The following is a 17,424-nucleotide window of genomic DNA, read 5'->3' as shown; positions in this document are numbered from 1 at the left end:
ATGGATATTAAAAAAACGGCTATTCTAATTATTGTGGCATCAGCGGCTTTAATATCCTGTTCAAAAACAGCAGATCATCAGCCTAAAAATGAAGATTCAAAAGCGGTGCATGCAAAACAAATTCTTGAGGACATTACCCGCTTTGAAAACGCTTATAACGCCGCAGATGTCAATGCAATCTCAAATGAACTAAACGCCGTCCTTAATAAACCAATAGCCTCTGATATTGCCCTACCGGATAAGGCATTAAAAATTGCCTCAAGAGTTAGGGCTATAGAAAAAACCTTGGGGAAATTCAAGCCTGAAACACCTGAAGTAATGGATATTCATCTTAATGCACTAGAATCGCTGAACAAAATAGCCATTATTCATGATCGACTTGCAGGTTTGCTGGCTTCTATGAATAGCGATTTGGCACAGGCTAATAGCATATTACGCCTGGATAAAGACGAAATTAGCAACCACCGTAATCAGCTCATTAATATTCGACAAGATTTATCCAGGCTTGAAACTGATCTGCATAACAATATGGAAGATCTTAAAAGCGCAACAATAGTATTCGATGCAACATTTTCACAGATTGCGTACTTGACCAAACAACAGCAACAAAATATTAGCGCCGCAGAGTTGCCTACAAACAATGATTGAATGTAATGGATGCGGTCATCTGCCACGGGGGTTGAACTACCAACCAGCGTCAAGACTCAACCAGTCCAGTGTTTTATGCCCAATGCAACCCACGAAATTATTAGTATCAGGAATTTGACGTCATTCAAGATCGGGGGAAAAAATCCTCACCGGCATGATTTTCGAAGCATTCCCACCATCCTGCAAGACTCCAGTGACGACGCATAGGAGCACTGCGGCCTGAAAATTCCGGAATCGAAACACGCCATGTTGCAAGGGTTATTAGCCTTTCCGCCGGATGCGGCGGCCGATCATTACTCTGCCCGACGCTTGAAATTTTTCAGCGCAGCCAAATCTACGATGTGGGAAGGCAGTCCATTGACTGCCTGATGATCAACCTGAAAAGAAGGAGTTTTGAAATGGCAAATATTTCCCGTTACGGCCCTTTTGATTTCACTGTCGAACCATTCGATGACCTGTTCCGTGGCTTTTTCCGCCCGGTGCGCGCTACCAATAGCGAGGCCGTCGTACAAATCAAGATGGATGTGAAAGAAGATGAACAGGGCTACACCGTGCATGCCGATGTACCCGGCGTGAAAAAGGAAGACATTCACGTCACCATCGATGGCAACCAGGTCTCGCTCAGTGCTGAAGTCAAGCGCGAAACCGGGAACAAGGATGGTGAAAAACTGTTGCGCTCGGAACGCTACTTCGGCAAAGCCTATCGCAGCTTTACCTTGGGCAACGACATCGACGATGCGGCCGCAGAGGCGAAGTACCATGATGGCGTGCTGGAGCTACGCTTGCCGAAAAAGGCAGCAGCCTCCGCAAAACGGCTGGAAATCCATTAAAGCATTTTCATTTTCCAGGCGGCGTTAGCCGCCTTTTTTATGGATATGGGGTTTCGCCTCACGAACATAGTTCGGATTTAATCTTGTCTTTGTGGCTATCGCTCCCATGTCGAACGCATGATCCCCTTTTCCATCCTCGATCTATCTCCAATCACCGAAGGCGGCAACGCTGCCCAGTCGTTTCGCAACACGCTTGATCTTGCCAGGCACGCAGAGCGCTGGGGTTACCAGCGCTTCTGGCTGGCCGAGCATCATGGTATGCCCGGCATTGCCAGCGCCGCGACCGCTGTCCTGATCGGGCATGTCGCGGGCGGCACCTCGACCATCCGCGTCGGTGCCGGCGGGATCATGTTGCCCAACCATTCGCCTCTGGTGATCGCCGAACAGTTCGGAACGCTGGAATCGCTTTCCCCGGGACGTCGTCGAACTGATGGATTTCTTCGCGGCGACGCAACGGCACGCGGTTCGTGCCGTTCCGGGCGCGGGGCTCAATGTACCGATATGGATTTTGGGCTCCAGTCTTTTTGGCGCACAGCTGGCTGCTGAGCTGGGTCTGCCCTATGCATTCGCGTCGCATTTTGCGCCCGCACAAATGATGCAGGCGCTTGCCTTGTATCGCGCCAATTTCAAGCCGTCTGCCCATCTGGAGAAACCGTATGTGATGCTCGGCTTCAACGTGTTTGCGGCAGATTCGGAAGAGGACGCGCAATTTCTCGCCACATCAATGCAGCAAGCATTTGTCAGCCTGCGCAGCGGCCATCCCAAGCGTCTGCCGCCACCCGAGAACGGCTATATGAATCGCATCGGTCCCCCGGAACGGGCCCTGCTGGACCAGGTTCTGTCATGCTCGGCAATTGGCTCCAGCGACACAGTAAAGCTTAAACTGGAAGCGTTCATCGAACAAACCGGGGCGGATGAATTGATGATCACGTCGCAGATCTTCGATCATTCTGCGCGTCTCAGGTCATATGAAATCACCGCCAAGCTCCGCGCAATGCTGCGGTGACAACCCTCCCTCAACCTGGGCTCCCGCTTCTCACTATCAGAGGGCATACGCGAAACACTGGATGCTGGACTTTTGTGCCCAACATGACATTGTCTCGGATATCGAACTCATCAACATGGCGAATTTATAAAAAACACTGATCTGCTTTTTGGAGAAGAATGATGAAAACAGGATTTATCGGACTGGGGAAAATGGGCGCAGGCATGGCCTCCCGCCTGTGTCAGGCAGGATACGAGCTGACCGTCTACAACCGATCTGCAGAACGGATGCAGCCGCTGATTGCGGCAGGGGCCAGGGCCGCGAAAAATATTGCGGAAGTTTGCGATGCCGATGTGGTATTCACCATGCTGGCCAATGATGCCGCGCTGAGTGAAGTGACGCTGGGCCCTTCCGGCATTCTGGAGCATCTCAAGCCCGGCGCCATACACGTTTCCTGCAGCACCGTAAGCGTCGCCTTGTCCGCACAGCTTGCCGAGGCGCACCGTGAAAAACAGCAGGGTTTTATTGCGGCGCCTGTATTCGGCAGGCCGGATGCCGCCGCAGCCGGTAAGCTTTTCATGGTCGCGGCGGGCAAACCCGAGCTCATCGCAAAGATCCAACCATTGCTGGACATTCTGGGTCAGCGTACTTTCATCGTGTCAGATGATCCTGAAAAGGCGAATCTGGTGAAGTTGAGTGGCAATTTCCTGATTGCAACGGTGATCGAGTCGCTGGGCGAGGCCATGGCGCTGGTGGAAAAAGGCGGCGTAGATCGGCATCAGTATCTTGATCTGCTCACCTCCAGCATATTCAATGTACCTCTGTACAAGAACTACGGTGGCATGATTGCCGATCGCCATTTTGAACCTGCCGGGTTTGCCGCTCACCTGGGCCAAAAAGATATGCGACTGGTTCTGGCCGCAGCCGAGGATTTGAAAGTGCCGCTGCCTTTTGCCAGTATCTTGCGCGATCGTTTTCTGGATTTGGCGGCTCATGGCGGTGATAATCTCGACTGGTCAGCCGTAGGCAGTCTTGCTGCGAAAGATGCGGCGATCATTTCTGGTTGAGTGTGTTGCGAAATTTTTAATGAATTTTCACCATGGCGCCAACACTTCGACTGCTTTTTTAATGTTCGTGGGGAGTATTTGCGTTGCACCAGATTCTGCAATACCTTAAAAAACACGGCGAGAAACTAGACTCGGAGATCGCCCATGACACAGGCATCTCACTGGCGAACGTGCGCCTCTCCGTATCAAAACTAACAGCCAGTGGGGCGGTGATCGCGTGCCATTCGATTCGGTTTGAAAAAGGCAAGAAGAGTGAGGCGACGCTCTGTCGAGTGGCGGGATATATTCCGCCTGCAGCCCCTGGAAGAAAACCGAAAGCGTAGAACAAAGCGGTGGGCGTGGAATAGACCGTTTACCAGTCATAATGCCTTTCGAGGAAATCGCCCCGTCTGCTTTGGTCGAGTTTCTGTCGATGAATCACTGCCATTGAATAGCGGCTTCTATCAACAGCAGGCGCGCATCGGTTGTGATTTTTTACCTCGCCAATGACGCTTCATGGCAAGGTGCAACCCTTGGTGATTGCATCAAATCGAGCCGTTACGGTCAGTCAGGCCAACCACTTCACATAATCGAGGACTGTGCATAATCGGCCTAAGCGGTCAGATGCGCTGAACTCAAGAACCGCCATGGCGAGCGTCCGCTTTCCTGATCTACGAATGCGTACTGTCGACCCGGAACTGTGCCTGTCACGGTCTACAGGCCCACCGTCCGTTTCGGAGCGTAAGTAGGCTTGAATCCACAAAGAGAGTGTCCTAAAAAATCACCCCGAGACTTTTGGAATCACTGTGGTCCCTAAATCTGCCAAATCATTTTGATCATCGATTAGCTCGATTTCCGGCTCGGAGATTTCTGCGCCAGAAACGAAAAAGTGATGATCTCCGACTTCTGACAGGTACTTACCAAGAAATACACGCGCATCAGCGATGGACGTGTAGTACTGCCGGAAAGCGTATGAAGCGGCATCCGCAACCCCCCGGTTAGGTGGGATCGGAATTTCTATCTCGAGATAGCGAGATCCAACATCCTCCCGGTTCGTTTGCATGAAGACAACCCGCTTCCATTGATCCCGAACCACTTTTAGGGTCATCGCCCATAGCAGGTAAAAGGCATCAAAATCTGCATTGGACCCGGGTCTTAGCACAATCACTTCTTTCGTCGTAACGACTTGCTCCTGGCCGGGCATTAACATGCAAAAGTCACCGATATTCTTAGAGGTTCGTTCTGGGCAAATAAGATCAAATGCCCGGAGTCCTGATGAGGGACCCCGCCAAAAAGCTTCGGCAACAGATTTCGGGACACGGTTCGTTGGATTGATGTTCACCATCCCAGCCCGTAAGTCCGATACTTTAATATACGGAACTTTGCCCACACGTTGATCATGAGAGGGAGAGCCGTGTCCGTTCCTGATTTCGATGATCCCTTTCTTTGCAAGTTCGCCGATGGTAGCGGAGCTGAATCCAGCAAAACGTTCTTCCTGCATGGCTTCCCGGAATCGTTCGATGTGTCGGGATTCGTAGTACGCAGGTACCGCTAGTCGCATACTTACATCTGCTCGAGGGACAAAACGTAGCGTTTCCGTGATCTTTCCAGTCACAAGTGCTTCGACATCTTCGAGAAGCTGATCGTTAATTGCATCTATTGAGGCTCCCGTCTCGGGGTCAATTGTTTGGATTCGCTTACCGGTAGCTGGGTCGATCTTCGGCAGTAGCCGTCCCCCCTTGGTCAGTCCGCAAGTGGGGGCAGTTGAAACCATAATTTTGTCGTCAGAGAACCAAGATGGGCGGTGGGTGGGCATCATGCCTCCTTTATTGGGTTTATGTTATCAGCGTCACAAACTTCCTCGGCCCCATGGCCGACTTTTTCAAATATGTAGAAGTTGGTCTTGGCTCGGCAGAATTCCTCAAATGCTTCCATTGGGATGTTTATCATTCCGCGTAGCTCGAAGCGATTTTTGAGCCACCCAGGCAACCACCGATAAGAGAAGCTGAAAAAGTATGTTTCGGGAAGCACAATCCCTACACGACCACCAAGCTGCAGAAGTCGGTGCGCTAGCTCCAAATAGACTAGCCCGATTTCGAGATCGCAGTAGTCCGTCGGGCCTTTCATTGCAGCGGCGACCGAGATTGTGTATTTCGACGCGCGGCAGTCCGCACCCTTAACTTTCAGGTTTTCACCAAACGGTGGATTGGTAATTACTACAGTGAATTGTTCATAAACGTCGGGGGTATCGTTACCAGTGTTGTCTGGTTGACTTAGTTCCTGAGCAAGTTTCGGGTATTTTGTCGCCCAGTGATGTACTCGCACAGCGTCTCCAAGGAGTGCGTGTGTGGAGCCATCGCGCATCGCAACCATGATGGCTCGAGTCAGCTTAATGCCGATATCATCTTTATCCACTGCATACAGGTTGTCGTTGGCCCATTTCACCATGTTCCAAGCTTCTGCCTCACTAGGAAATTCACGGTCTGTTACTTGGCGCAAGGTTTCTACAATGAATCCGCCAGTGCCGCATGCCGGGTCAATAACTTTGTCTTCGGAGGTGATATCCATTGCCATGACAGCGGGACGGACGATACGAAGCGGGGTTAGAAACTGACCTTCCGCGCTCTTTAAAGCTTGCGTCCTGAAAATTTGGAAGGCTTTGGCAAGAAGATCCACGTGATCACCGAGGATGCGAAAAGGTGCTAATTCAGCAACAACAGCAAATATCGTTTCACTGCTCAATAGAATTACGTCTCTATCGCTTGGCAGGAAGATTCTGGTTCTCTGCTTATCAAAATACGCCTTAAATTGGTCCCGGATTTCCTTCGCAGTTAAGGCGACCTTAGTTAGATTGTCCCCGTAGATTCGGAAGCTGACTGGTTTGTCCTGATTTGCAGAACGGCTGGAAATAGCGTCACTTTCGAGTTTCGTTAGAATGATGTGAAGGAGTTCCCGAAGCTGCTCTTCTCTGCGATTTACGTTGGCATCGCTCACTACCGTGGTTGCTACAAGTCTTTTTAATGCCCCTGTCAGCTCTGCTTCGGTAGGGATTCGTAATGTGTTCCATGTCGGGGGAGTTGTTGGGGGTTGAGTAAGGTCGTCACTAGGGTGAGGCAGCGCGGCGCCTTGTTCAAAAACCCATTCACAAGTATGTCGCTTATAAATCGCAAGGCTTTGGGATCCATTGGTCCAGTACCCCATTTTTGCCATTGGTTCCGCGCTGAGGTAGCGGACAAGTTGTGAGCGTCCAGCATCGATATTTGGAGCCTTGAACTCAAAGATAATTTGAAGTGCGTGCCATTCGCCACTATCGTCCGCAAACGCTACCAAGTCAGTGCTACCGCATATTTCAAATTTTTGACCGCGTTCGCGTTTGGTTAGGTCGTGCGGCGTTGCCGGAACTGGCCATTCCGGCTTCCAGCGGAGGCGCGTCTCAGCCCACCCCAATTGCCGAAGATCGCGGATTACCCTCTGACGAACGGATTCCTCGGGCTTGAGCCCGGCATCGGTAGCTGCTCCAGATAGTACTTTTTTCTTCGCCATATATAATCCATCAATAAACTAATGAGCAGCTCATTATTGCATATTTTTGCCGGAATCATCAACAAACGAGTTACCCATTTTTAATGATCTCAGCTGAAATGGCTTGCAGTACTGATTCCTCATACCAGAAATATGGCGCACCTGTTTTCACTACTGAAATTTTCGGTGTCACAGCGGTGGCCGTATTGGGTCGATTTACGTCAATCCCCTTGCCACCACTGTATGGCCGCTCGAAGTCAGCAAGAACAGTCGAACTGGATTGCTTGACCGTCTCTTGCTGGCCGATAGCGCCAGTTGGGCCATGGTTCCACAAGCGGACACAGGAAGACTACCGGTGTCTCTCTGCAACCGTCAGAAATGGCCGAAAAGCAGAATTCACTGCGGCCACGATGACTGATCACCCCTGACGCCAAGCGAGCCAACATCCGAGCAACGCTGAGTTCCGATTTACACAATCGGAGCCGACGGTTTCTATCGGGGCGTTTTCAATACCGGCTACCGAATACCTTTTTATTCAGCGCGCAAAACTTCCCGCAACAGCGGCACCGTAATCGGCCGTTTGGTTGCCAGTGAATAGTGGTCGAGCGTATCCAGCGCCGCCAGTAATGACGGGAGGTCGCGCCGCCAGTGGCGCAGCAGGTAGTCCGCTACGCCGGGTTGCAGGTCGAAACCGCGCCCGGCTGCGTGGGTGGTCAACGCCTGGACTTTTTCCGCATCGGTCAGCGCCTGCACCTGATACACCAGTCCCCAGCCCAGACGCGTAGTCAGGTCGATGCGTAACTCAAGTTGAGCGGGCGCAGCGTTGCCCGCGACCAGGATTCGCCCATGGCCTTCGCGCACCGCATTGATACGGTTGAACAGGTCGATCTGGGCGTTGGCGTCGAGGGTGTCGACATCATCCACCGCCAGGAAATCGGCCGGGGTATCTGCCGCATCGGCAAACGCTGACGCAGGGAGGTAGTTCGCCTCCAGCCCGCATGTTACTGCGGTAGCCACTGCCGCCTGCAACAGGTGCGTCCTGCCGCTGCCGGGTGCGCCCCAGAGATAGAGTTGGCGCTCATTGCCCTGCCCCGCCGCCTGCTCGCTTACGGCATGCAGCAATTCCGCATTGCAGCCCATGACAAAATTGCCGAGGCTGGGGGCGGGTGGGGCAACGATGTCGAGCAGCAATTGTTTCATGCGCCGCATTTTAACAGGCATCGCGCGGGGTTCTGGCATGGCCGTGCAAAATCTGCTTGACATAGTGTCTGTGCAACACTATCTTGTCGGTGTATTTTGTACACCATGGCCAATCATCCAATGAAACCGTTTTGCTATGACTATCCACACCCGGCGGTCACCACCGACATCGCGCTGTTCACGATTCGTGAAGAGCGCCTGGCGGTATTGTTGATCCGGCGTCGTGCCGCGCCTTTCCAGGGCTGCTGGGCGCTGCCGGGCGGCTTTGTCGAGATGGACGAGTGCCTGGAAGACTGCGCCCTGCGTGAACTGGCCGAAGAAACCGGGGTGACGGGCGTATATCTGGAGCAGCTCTACACCTTCGGCAAACCCGACCGCGACCCGCGCGAGCGCATCATCAGCGTGACCTATTACGCGCTGGCGCCCAGCGAAATTCTCTCGCCGGTGGCGGGATCGGATGCGGCGGAAGTCGCCTGGTTTGCGATGGATGCACTGCCGGAACTGGCTTTCGACCATCGCGAGGTGATCGCGCTGGCCCAGCAAAGGCTGCGCGCCAAGCTGGATTATTCCACTGTGGCATTTGGATTCATGCAAGAGGAGTTTACTCTGGGCGAATTGCAAAAAGTCTACGAAACCATACGCGGCGAGGCGCTGGACAAGCGCAATTTCCGCAAGCACATCCTGGCGCTTGATTTAATCGGCGAAACCGGCACCAGCCGCCGGGTCGGTAACCACCGCCCGGCAAAACTCTACCGCGTGCAGCACCCCGGCGCGGTGCTTTATATCAAGTGAGGCCGACCATGAAGATCATGCCCCTGATCCAGATGCCCAAAGCGCCCAATATCATTGCGCCTCCGATGGTGGAAGAGCAGCTTACCGACAGCGTGCGCGCAACACTCATCGCGCGCATCAAGCAGCTGATGCTGCAGCAAAACGCGGTGCTGGTGGCGCATTACTATACGTCTGCAGACATACAGGATCTGGCTGAAGAGACCGGCGGCTGTGTTTCGGATTCGCTGGAAATGGCGCGTTTCGGTCACGCCCATGCCGCCCGCACGCTGATTGTCGCGGGGGTCAAATTCATGGGCGAAACCGCGAAAATCCTTAACCCGGAGAAGCGTGTGTTGATGCCGGATCTGCAAGCCAACTGTTCGCTCGATCTGGCCTGCCCTGCCGATGAGTTTTCTGCATTCTGCGATCAGCACCCGGAACGTGTCGTGGTGGTGTATGCCAACACTTCGGCTGCGGTAAAAGCACGCGCCGACTGGGTGGTGACCTCAGGCACGGCGGTCAAGATCGTCGAGCATTTGCATAAACAGGGTAAAAAAATCCTGTGGGCGCCGGACAAATATCTCGGTGATTATGTGCAAAAAACCACCGGCGCCGACATGCTGTTGTGGCAGGGTGCGTGTGTCGTGCACGAGGCATTCAAGGCCGAAGCGCTGCAAAAAATGAAGCTTGCTCACCCGGACGCCGCGGTGCTGGTACACCCGGAGTCGCCCGCCGCAGTGATTGCGCTGGCCGATGTGGTGGGCTCCACGACGCAGTTGATCCACGCTGCGCAAACCCTGCCCAACCAGACCTTTATCGTTGCCACCGATAATGGCATTTTTCACAAAATGCAGGCGGTTGCATCCGGCAAAATCTTCCTCGAAGCTCCAACTGCGGGAACAGGCGCGACCTGTATCAGTTGCGCACATTGCCCATGGATGGCGATGAACGGACTGCAAAAACTGGCACAGGTGCTGGAATCCGGGGATAACGAAATCCATATTACCGAGCCGGTTCGCAGCCGTGCCGTGCGCTCTATCCAGCGTATGCTGGATTTTGCCGCGGAGCAGCAGATTGCGCCTCGGATGCGCGGGGCGGCTTGATTTGGCACATCCTCTGCGTGTTCCGCGCTGGCATTTCATCGCCGCGCCGCTGCTGGGTGCGGTCAGCGTATTCGGCTTTGCGCCGTTTTATGCGTTTGTCATTCCCCTGTTCAGCTTGGCCGGACTGATCTGGCTATGGCGACACCAACATAGCGCGCGTCAGGCAACGCTCAGCGGATTTTTATTCGGACTGGGCTATTTCGGCAGCGGCGTGTCCTGGATATACATCAGCCTGCATACCTACGGGGGCATGTCAATGCCGCTGGCAGTGCTGGCGACGACCCTGTTCTGTGCGTTTCTGGCCTTGTTTCCCGCCGCTGTAGGCGGCTTGCAGCACGGTTTGCGCAATGCCGGCGTTGCGCGCTGGCTATTGGCTGTACCCGCACTATGGGTAGTCGGGGAATGGGTGCGCGGCTGGATTTTTACCGGTTTTCCCTGGCTCGCCATCGGTTATTCGCAAGTACCGGCCAGCCCGCTGACGGGTTTCGCCCCGTTGCTGGGTGTGTATGGCGTATCGCTGATACTGGCGCTCAGCGCAGCGGTATTGGCGCTGGGGCGCTTGCGCTATGTGCTGATGGCCGCAGCGCTGTGGCTGGCGGGTTGGGGTTTGGGTCAGATTCACTGGACACAGCCTGTTGGTGCGCCAGTCGCAGTGAGTCTGTTGCAGGGCAATATTGCCCAGGATATGAAATGGCAACCGGAAAAGGTGGTCAGCACACTGCGTGATTACCGCGAAATGGTGGCTGCCAGTCCGGGCCGGCTTATCATCCTGCCGGAAACCGCCATTCCGGTATTTTACGACCAGGTACCGGCCAGCTATCTGAATGATTTGGCAGAAACTGCGCGCGCCCATGGTGGCGACGTGCTGGTAGGAATGCCGGAACAATTCCCGGATGGCCGCTACTTCAACAGCGTGCTGAGCTTTGGTACCGCATCCACGCACACTTACCGTAAATTTCATTTGGTGCCATTCGGCGAATACATCCCGATGAAATGGCTATTCGGATGGATTATCAATGTGCTGCATATCCCGCTTTCTGATTTCGCACGCGGCGATGCCTATCAGGTACCGATGCCGGTGGCGGGCCAGCACGTGGCCATGAATATCTGTTACGAGGACGTGTTCGGCGAAGAAATCATCCACCAACTGCCGCGCGCCACGTTGCTGGTGAACGTCAGCAATGATGCATGGTTCGGCGATTCGGTGGCGCCATGGCAACATATGCAGAGTTCCCAGATGCGCGCACTGGAAACCGGGCGCTACATGCTGCGCGCCACCAATACCGGCGCGACGGCCATCATTGATACACGGGGACGAGTGTTGCAGGAGCTGCCGCTGTTCACCCGCGCTACGCTGAATGGTTCAGCTCAGGGGTATCAGGGCGCAACGCCATTTGTGGATTGGGGTAATCATGCCGCGTTGCTGCTATGCGCTTTGATGCTGGGAGCGGCGGGGATAATAATGTGGCGCAAAGCTGCGCAACGGTAAGCCTACGCGACTGGCTTGATCCGCGTGGTGTTGCGTCCGCCGCGCTTGGCTTCCAGCAGAGCGCCGTCCGCGCGGATAAGCGCCTGGTTTTCCGCGGAATCTTTGGGGCTGTATTCACTCATGCCGCCACTCCAGTTAAGGCGGTGCAATACACCCGGAGTCAGTTCCAGTACGGCAGGCAAATTGCCGCGCAGACGTTCCGCCAGCTCTATCGCACGGGGCAGGGGCGTATTCGGAAAAATCACGCAGAACTCATCTCCGCCCAGGCGCGCCACGAAATCACTGGCGCGCAGATGTAGCTTGAGCACCTTGCCAAACTGGACGATAAGTTGATCCCCCGCATCGTGGCCGTAGGTATCGTTTACATATTTAAAGTTGTCGATGTCGATAATCAATAGGCTATGTACCTGGCCTTGCGACAGGGTTTTGAATAGCTCGCTTTGACGGGTTTCGAAGCTGCGCCGGTTATATACCTGCGACAGGTGATCCAGGCTGGCTTGGGATTCCGTCTCTTTTTGCTTGCCCACGGTGAGCTGTGCCAGTTTGACCAGCATCGCCAGCGGTTTCTCAAATTCGATCAGATTGACCTGGTATGCAGAACGCACTCGTTGCCTGCGGATATCTGTCATCAGATTGACAATAGTGTTGAGATCTTCGCTGACCCAGTTACGTAAACGCAGGTACACCAGCCACACCATGGCTGTCAGCAGCACGGACAATACCAGCCATACGGTAAAGTAAGTCAGGAGTTCGACCAGAGGCTGAGGACTGGCTTTCCATAACTCGAGCTTCCACGGCGTTCCGGCCAGGGTAATTTCCCGCATCGCTGGCCCGTTCTTGAGGCTCTCGTCACCACGCCGCCGCACAACGGTATAGGTGTCTGGATGGGTGTACTGGCGCAATTCCAGATAACCTCCAGGCAATGGCAAGTTATCGAACAGGTCTTGCAGATGTGGCGCATCCTGAGTCAGGATGACGTGGCCCAACAGCGTCGTGCCTTCTAGCACCGGCTCGGAGACTGTCAGGCTCATGCTGGCGGCGGTGGCAGGTTGCGCTTCCGGGCCCGCCACAAAACGCGTGTAGGCTTCCGGCAACACCAACGCATCTCCGGTCTGGCTTACCACTCCCGGTTCTGGCACCAAAAAGATTTGTGCACCTGGGTGGAGGGCATAAAGATTGGCCGCTTGATTTCGGCAAAGATCCTCTGCACCGCTCTTTAAACAGGCTACGGTCTGCGGATGTCTGGCAATCAGTTTCGCAGCCTGGTGAACATCCTTGGCCAAGCCCTCAATCTGCTGGGCAATCACCAAGCCTTCTGCCTGCGCGGATTCTGCGTGACGTGCCGGGCTCGAAACCCAATACACTGACAGCATCGTCAATATCAGGGTTATCTCGAGCGCAGCAAAAAGCGCAATGCTGAATCGCGCTAAAGAGGGTTTCATAGTAAGGGGTCTGCTATCCATCCGGGTTAATGCCAACTTGTTATTGGCCTGCATTAGCGGCCAGCTGTTAATTTGTTCTGGAACTTAACAGCAATTAACGTGCCTGGCGTTTTGGTTGCCGATGATCAATATATTCCCACGCCCCTCAACGTGAGAATCAGCTCGTCGCCTTAGTGCCGTCCGGTACTACCAAAACCTCCCGCTCCGCGTTCGGATGCAGAAAACTCTTCCACAATATTAAATGCAACTTGCACCACCGGCACCATCACCAGTTGGGCGATCCGTTCCAGCGGGTTGACAATAAAAGGCTGATGACCACGATTCCACATGGAAACAAACAGTTGTCCCTGGTAATCCGAGTCAATGAGCCCTACCAGATTGCCGAGTACGATGCCATGTTTATGGCCCAGACCGGAACGCGGCAGGATCATCGCAGCCATGTCTGCTCGACCAATATGGATTGCCATACCAGTTGGGACCAACTCGGTTTGGCCTGGGGCCAGTTCCAGTGCCGCATCGATACAGGCGCGCAGATCTATGCCGGCGGCACCGGGCGTTGCATAGCCGGGTAAGTCATTGTTTAGTCGTGTGTCGAGAATCTTGACATCAATTTGGTGTGGCATGGCTTCCCTTGGTTTTGTGTAAATACAGACGGGCTATATGGGCGATGAGTTGGCGTGCCAGCGTCAGTTTGTCGGCATGTGGCAGCAAATGCTTACCCTCATCGTCCAGCAGCAACAATTCGTTGTCGTCGCTGCCGAGCGCATCCTGGGCGCGGTTGACGACTAAAAGAGGCAAGTTTTTGCGGTGGCGTTTGGCTTCGCCATTTTCCGGCAGATTTTCGGTTTCAGCTGCAAAACCGACGCAAAATGGGGCGTCCGCACGGTTCGCGATCTGCAGCAGAATATCGTCATTGGGTATTAAATCGAGCGTAAGAGTTTGCTCGCTTTTTTTTATTTTCTGGGTCGCGCAGATGGCCGGGCGGTAATCCGCCACCGCGGCCACGCTAATAAAAATATCCGCAAGACCTGCCGTGTTCATCAATGCCTGCCCCATTTCTTCGGTGCTGGTTACCGACAGGCGGGTGACGCCCAGCGGCGCTTCCCGGCATGTGGGACCACTTACCAGCGTCACTGTAGCCCCGGCTTCATACGCTGCGCGTGCGACCGCATAGCCCATTTTGCCGGAGCTAAGGTTGGTGAGCGCTCGCACAGGATCGATCATTTCCAGCGTGGGCCCTGCACTCACCAGCACGCGCAGGCCGGCCAGCAGCTTGGGCTGGAAATACGCGCTGAGCCCTGCCAGCAATTCAGCCGGCTCCAGCATCCGTCCCGGACCGGTTTCTCCACACGCCTGTTCGCCTGCAGTTGGCCCCAGCAAGGTGACGCCATCCGCTTGCAACTGATGAATATTCCGCTGAGTTGCCGGGTTTTCCCACATTTGCCGGTTCATCGCGGGCGCCACCAGGAGTGGGCAAGCGCGCGCCAGGCACAGCGTTGACAGCAGGTCATCTGCCAGACCATGTACCAGCTTGGCGATAAAATCGGCACTGGCCGGGGCAATCAGCACGGCGTCTACTGCCCGCGTGAATTCGATGTGCGCCATGCCGTTATCCACGCCCGTTTCCCACAATTGGGTGAGTACCGGCTTGCCGGACAGCGCCTGGAAGGTTAGCGGGGTTACAAACTGCGTGGCAGCGGTGCTCATTACCACGCGCACGTCTGCGCCCGCCTTGACCAGCAGGCGCGTCAATTCGGCTGCTTTATACGCGGCCACACCGCCGGTGATGCCCAACAGAATGCGTTTGTGTTGCAAATCCGGCATGATAGCTTTGCGCCTATGCGCTGATGGTTTGAACAATAAGCACATTTTACGGGATTAGGGGGATGAATGGCGATTCGCGACTGGCCGGAGGATGACCGGCCCCGGGAAAAACTCTTGCAGCGCGGCGCGCAGGCGCTAAGCGATGCCGAATTGCTGGCCATTTTCCTGCGCACCGGCGTGTCGGGCAAAAGCGCGGTGGACATGGCGCGCGACCTGGTGCATCAGTTCGGTAGTCTGACCCGCCTGTTTGCGGCCAGCCGTGGCGAATTCTGTGCCGTCCACGGCCTGGGTGACGCCAAATATGCTCAACTGCAGGCGGTATTGGAAATGGCAAGGCGCGCACTGGGTGAATCCATGCGTCAAACCGATGCGCTCGCCTCTCCTGGCGCGGTGCGCGATTACCTGCGGCTAGCTCTGGCGGGCAAATCCTACGAAGTTTTTTGCGTGGTGTTTCTGGATACGCAAAACCGCGTGCTTGCCGTCGAAGAGCTGTTTCGAGGCACTCTCACTCAAACCAGCGTATATCCACGCGAAGTGGTCAAGCGCGCATTGGCACACAACGCTGCCGCGTTGATCCTGGCACATAACCATCCTTCCGGCGTTGCCGAACCCAGCCGGGCCGACGAGAGCCTGACCCAAGCGCTCAAAGCCGCGCTGGCACTGGTGGATGTAAGGGTTATTGACCACTTTGTAGTGGGCAGCGGCAGCGCTGTATCATTTGCAGAACGCGGATTGCTTTGACGTTGACGATCTAAATGTGGTATAAATCGCGTTTTTCCGAATTCCGTAGGGAGGTCATTATGGCCCGTGTATGTCAGGTTACCGGCAAGGCGCCGATGTCGGGAAACAACGTTTCCCACGCCAACAACAAGACCAAGCGTCGTTTTCTGCCCAATTTGCAGTCACGCCGCTTCTGGCTTGAAGAAGAAAACCGTTTTGTACGCCTGCGCGTTTCGACCGCTGCGCTGCGTACTATCGACAAAAAGGGCATTGAAGTCGTGCTCGAAGAAATGCGCGCCAAAGGCGAGAAGGTTTAAGGAGTAAAACATGGCCAGCAAAATCCGCGAAAAAATCAAACTCGAGTCCACCGCAGGGACCGGACATTTTTACACCACCAGCAAGAACAAGCGCACCACGCCGGAAAAGCTCGAATTCATGAAATTCGACCCCAAGGCACGCAAGCATGTGCTGTACAAGGAAATCAAGCTGAAATAAAACCAGCCTGCTCCATAAAAAACCCGCTCTGGTAGCGGGTTTTTTATGGTCTGTGCGCGCACTTACTCAGGAACAAAGCCCCAACAAAAAGCCCGCCATAATACTATGGCGGGCTTTTTGTTGGGGCAGGAATACTGGAGTGAATAAGCTGCTCAGGCGTAGCAGCGCAGTTTACGCGAGAACTTTTGCAACGACTCAATACCACTGGACTCGGCACGATGGCACCAGTCCTGCAATTGGGCCAGGAGCTGTTCCTTGGTGGCGCTGGAACGCGCCCACAGTGCTGCCAGATCCTGACGCATGGCATATACCGTGGCCAGCTCCTTGCTCTGGTTCAATACTTCCGACAGGCTCGCCTTATCCTGCTCGCGCATATCCGCTGCATCAAGATGCAGCCAATGCTTGACCTTCTTCGCCATGCTGCCGTCATTAAGTTGCGGCAGTGAAGCTTTGAGTTTGAGCACCTCATCCGCGTACACGGTTTTTACTGAACGGGTAAACCGCGTCAATACATCGTAGCGATGGGTGATGATGGCCTGCAGCGTATCCAGGTCGCAGACTGCCTTGCCTTTGGTCATGCGCACACGAGGTGCAACCTTCTTGACTTTGGCCAAACCAAAAATTTCCATGATGCGGATATACATCCAGCCGATGTCAAACTCATACCATTTGTTGGACAGTTTGGCCGAGCTGCCGTAGGCATGGTGATTGTTGTGCAACTCCTCGCCGCCAATCAGGATGCCCCAGGGCAGAATGTTGGTGCTGGCGTCTTCACAAGTGAAGTTGCGATAGCCCCAGAAGTGTCCAATGCCGTTGATAATGCCGGCGGCAGTTACCGGGATCCAGGCCATTTGCACCGCCCAGATGGTCAACCCGATTGGGCCGAACAACGCCAGGTTAATCAACAGCATCAGTACGATGCCTTTGCCGCTGTAACGCGAATAGACATTGTGTTCTAGCCAGTCGTCGGGTGTGCCGGACCCGTATTTGTCCATTGTTTCCTGATTTTTCGATTCGGCGCGATAGAGTTCGGCGCCTTCAAAAAACACTTTTTTCAGGCCGAGCACTTGCGGACTGTGGGGATCTTCAGGGGTTTCACACTTGGCGTGGTGTTTGCGGTGAATTGCAGCCCATTGCTTGGTGACCATGCCAGTACTCAACCACAGCCAGAAACGGAAAAAGTGACTGACAATAGGGTGCAGCTCCAGGGCGCGATGCGCCTGATGGCGGTGCAGATAGATCGTGACGCCGGCGATGGTGACATGGGTCAGCGCCAAGGCGACCAAAACATAACACCACCAAGGGAGATGCCCCACCAGACCGTTTGCTAATAAATCCATAGTTTCACT

At 54.4% G+C, this 17,424-nt stretch carries 16 protein-coding genes and 1 pseudogene; 10 read left to right on the top strand and 7 right to left on the bottom strand.

The annotated features are described in order from the left end of the window. The 4 genes and pseudogenes from EI185_RS03695 to EI185_RS03680 all read left to right on the top strand — a co-directional run bounded on the left by EI185_RS03695 (position 1) and on the right by EI185_RS03680 (position 3,530). A complete protein-coding gene (locus tag EI185_RS03695; RefSeq protein WP_124703763.1) occupies positions 1–648 on the top strand; it encodes a hypothetical protein in 648 nt (215 codons plus the stop codon). Between the two features lie 398 nt (positions 649–1,046). Next, on the top strand, positions 1,047–1,478 hold the full coding sequence (locus tag EI185_RS03690; RefSeq protein ID WP_124703762.1) for an Hsp20/alpha crystallin family protein: 432 nt from the start codon (positions 1,047–1,049) through the stop codon (positions 1,476–1,478). Between the two features lie 117 nt (positions 1,479–1,595). Beyond that, positions 1,596–2,484, top strand: a pseudogene (locus EI185_RS18325) (LLM class flavin-dependent oxidoreductase). 158 nt (positions 2,485–2,642) lie between these two features. Next, positions 2,643–3,530, top strand: a complete 888-nt coding sequence (locus EI185_RS03680) for an NAD(P)-dependent oxidoreductase (protein ID WP_223247648.1) — start codon at positions 2,643–2,645, stop codon at positions 3,528–3,530. A 760-nt stretch (positions 3,531–4,290) separates the two neighbouring features. Here EI185_RS03680 and EI185_RS03670 read toward each other — a convergent pair. The 3 genes from EI185_RS03670 to hda form a co-directional block, all read right to left on the bottom strand. Then, positions 4,291–5,328: a hypothetical protein gene (locus tag EI185_RS03670; RefSeq protein WP_124703760.1), complete on the bottom strand. Its 1,038-nt coding sequence runs from the start codon at positions 5,326–5,328 to the stop codon at positions 4,291–4,293. Next, positions 5,325–7,052 carry an N-6 DNA methylase gene (locus EI185_RS03665; RefSeq protein ID WP_124703759.1) on the bottom strand — a complete coding sequence of 576 codons (1,728 nt, stop codon included), beginning with the start codon at positions 7,050–7,052 and terminating at the stop codon, positions 5,325–5,327. Before EI185_RS03665 ends, EI185_RS03670 begins: the two co-directional genes overlap by 4 nt. 510 nt (positions 7,053–7,562) lie before the next feature. Next, on the bottom strand, positions 7,563–8,270 hold the full coding sequence (gene hda, locus EI185_RS03660) for a DnaA regulatory inactivator Hda (protein ID WP_223247647.1): 708 nt from the start codon (positions 8,268–8,270) through the stop codon (positions 7,563–7,565). A gap of 66 nt (positions 8,271–8,336) precedes the next feature. Here hda and EI185_RS03655 point away from each other — a divergent pair, with 66 nt between their 5' ends. From EI185_RS03655 to lnt, 3 genes are read left to right on the top strand one after another with little or no spacing between them, the layout of a single operon-like run. After that, positions 8,337–9,023 (top strand): NUDIX hydrolase, encoded by a 687-nt coding sequence (locus tag EI185_RS03655; protein ID WP_223247646.1) that lies wholly within the window; start codon positions 8,337–8,339, stop codon positions 9,021–9,023. 8 nt (positions 9,024–9,031) lie between these two features. Continuing rightward, positions 9,032–10,105 carry a quinolinate synthase NadA gene (nadA, locus tag EI185_RS03650; RefSeq protein WP_442267871.1) on the top strand — a complete coding sequence of 358 codons (1,074 nt, stop codon included), beginning with the start codon at positions 9,032–9,034 and terminating at the stop codon, positions 10,103–10,105. Between the two features lies 1 nt (position 10,106). Further along, on the top strand, positions 10,107–11,594 hold the full coding sequence (lnt, locus tag EI185_RS03645) for an apolipoprotein N-acyltransferase (RefSeq protein WP_306308268.1): 1,488 nt from the start codon (positions 10,107–10,109) through the stop codon (positions 11,592–11,594). Between the two features lie 2 nt (positions 11,595–11,596). On the opposite strand, the gene EI185_RS03640 is transcribed toward lnt, so the two are convergent. The 3 genes from EI185_RS03640 to coaBC form a co-directional block, all read right to left on the bottom strand. Next, complete coding sequence (locus EI185_RS03640) at positions 11,597–13,036, bottom strand: sensor domain-containing diguanylate cyclase (RefSeq protein WP_189836264.1); 1,440 nt, start codon at positions 13,034–13,036, stop codon at positions 11,597–11,599. 170 nt (positions 13,037–13,206) lie between these two features. After that, positions 13,207–13,659 (bottom strand): dUTP diphosphatase, encoded by a 453-nt coding sequence (gene dut / locus EI185_RS03635; RefSeq protein ID WP_124703757.1) that lies wholly within the window; start codon positions 13,657–13,659, stop codon positions 13,207–13,209. Then, the gene (gene coaBC / locus EI185_RS03630) at positions 13,643–14,860 is read right to left on the bottom strand and encodes a bifunctional phosphopantothenoylcysteine decarboxylase/phosphopantothenate--cysteine ligase CoaBC (protein WP_124703756.1); all 1,218 of its coding nucleotides are present in this window, start codon (positions 14,858–14,860) and stop codon (positions 13,643–13,645) included. The genes dut and coaBC overlap by 17 nt, the downstream gene beginning before the upstream one ends. 66 nt (positions 14,861–14,926) lie before the next feature. Here coaBC and radC point away from each other — a divergent pair, with 66 nt between their 5' ends. The 3 genes from radC to rpmG are packed head-to-tail and all read left to right on the top strand — an operon-like array spanning position 14,927 to position 16,075. Next, the gene (radC, locus tag EI185_RS03625; RefSeq protein WP_124703755.1) at positions 14,927–15,601 is read left to right on the top strand and encodes a RadC family protein; all 675 of its coding nucleotides are present in this window, start codon (positions 14,927–14,929) and stop codon (positions 15,599–15,601) included. 59 nt (positions 15,602–15,660) lie between these two features. Then, entirely contained in the window at positions 15,661–15,897 is a 237-nt protein-coding gene (gene rpmB, locus EI185_RS03620) for a 50S ribosomal protein L28 (RefSeq protein ID WP_124703754.1), read from the top strand. A gap of 10 nt (positions 15,898–15,907) precedes the next feature. Continuing rightward, positions 15,908–16,075 carry a 50S ribosomal protein L33 gene (gene rpmG / locus EI185_RS03615; protein WP_087445827.1) on the top strand — a complete coding sequence of 56 codons (168 nt, stop codon included), beginning with the start codon at positions 15,908–15,910 and terminating at the stop codon, positions 16,073–16,075. A 152-nt stretch (positions 16,076–16,227) separates the two neighbouring features. Here rpmG and EI185_RS03610 read toward each other — a convergent pair whose 3' ends face one another. Further along, entirely contained in the window at positions 16,228–17,415 is a 1,188-nt protein-coding gene (locus tag EI185_RS03610; protein ID WP_124703753.1) for a DesA family fatty acid desaturase, read from the bottom strand. Positions 17,416–17,424: the final 9 nt, after the last annotated feature.

Source organism: Sulfuriferula multivorans (genome assembly GCF_003851125.1).
GTDB lineage: Bacteria > Pseudomonadota > Gammaproteobacteria > Burkholderiales > Sulfuriferulaceae > Sulfuriferula > Sulfuriferula multivorans.
This window is presented reverse-complemented; position numbering and strand designations above follow the sequence as displayed.

What these genes read in the sequence shown, in the direction of transcription:
- EI185_RS03695 (WP_124703763.1), top strand. Translation starts at nt 1, where the DNA reads ATGGATATTAAAAAAACGGCTATTCTAATTATTGTGGCATCAGCGGCT.
- EI185_RS03690 (WP_124703762.1), top strand. Translation starts at nt 1,047, where the DNA reads ATGGCAAATATTTCCCGTTACGGCCCTTTTGATTTCACTGTCGAACCA.
- EI185_RS03680 (WP_223247648.1), top strand. Translation starts at nt 2,643, where the DNA reads ATGATGAAAACAGGATTTATCGGACTGGGGAAAATGGGCGCAGGCATG.
- EI185_RS03670 (WP_124703760.1), bottom strand. Translation starts at nt 5,328, where the DNA reads ATGATGCCCACCCACCGCCCATCTTGGTTCTCTGACGACAAAATTATG.
- EI185_RS03665 (WP_124703759.1), bottom strand. Translation starts at nt 7,052, where the DNA reads ATGGCGAAGAAAAAAGTACTATCTGGAGCAGCTACCGATGCCGGGCTC.
- hda (WP_223247647.1), bottom strand. Translation starts at nt 8,270, where the DNA reads ATGCCAGAACCCCGCGCGATGCCTGTTAAAATGCGGCGCATGAAACAA.
- EI185_RS03655 (WP_223247646.1), top strand. Translation starts at nt 8,337, where the DNA reads ATGGCCAATCATCCAATGAAACCGTTTTGCTATGACTATCCACACCCG.
- nadA (WP_442267871.1), top strand. Translation starts at nt 9,032, where the DNA reads ATGAAGATCATGCCCCTGATCCAGATGCCCAAAGCGCCCAATATCATT.
- EI185_RS03640 (WP_189836264.1), bottom strand. Translation starts at nt 13,036, where the DNA reads ATGAAACCCTCTTTAGCGCGATTCAGCATTGCGCTTTTTGCTGCGCTC.
- dut (WP_124703757.1), bottom strand. Translation starts at nt 13,659, where the DNA reads ATGCCACACCAAATTGATGTCAAGATTCTCGACACACGACTAAACAAT.
- coaBC (WP_124703756.1), bottom strand. Translation starts at nt 14,860, where the DNA reads ATGCCGGATTTGCAACACAAACGCATTCTGTTGGGCATCACCGGCGGT.
- radC (WP_124703755.1), top strand. Translation starts at nt 14,927, where the DNA reads ATGGCGATTCGCGACTGGCCGGAGGATGACCGGCCCCGGGAAAAACTC.
- rpmB (WP_124703754.1), top strand. Translation starts at nt 15,661, where the DNA reads ATGGCCCGTGTATGTCAGGTTACCGGCAAGGCGCCGATGTCGGGAAAC.
- rpmG (WP_087445827.1), top strand. Translation starts at nt 15,908, where the DNA reads ATGGCCAGCAAAATCCGCGAAAAAATCAAACTCGAGTCCACCGCAGGG.
- EI185_RS03610 (WP_124703753.1), bottom strand. Translation starts at nt 17,415, where the DNA reads ATGGATTTATTAGCAAACGGTCTGGTGGGGCATCTCCCTTGGTGGTGT.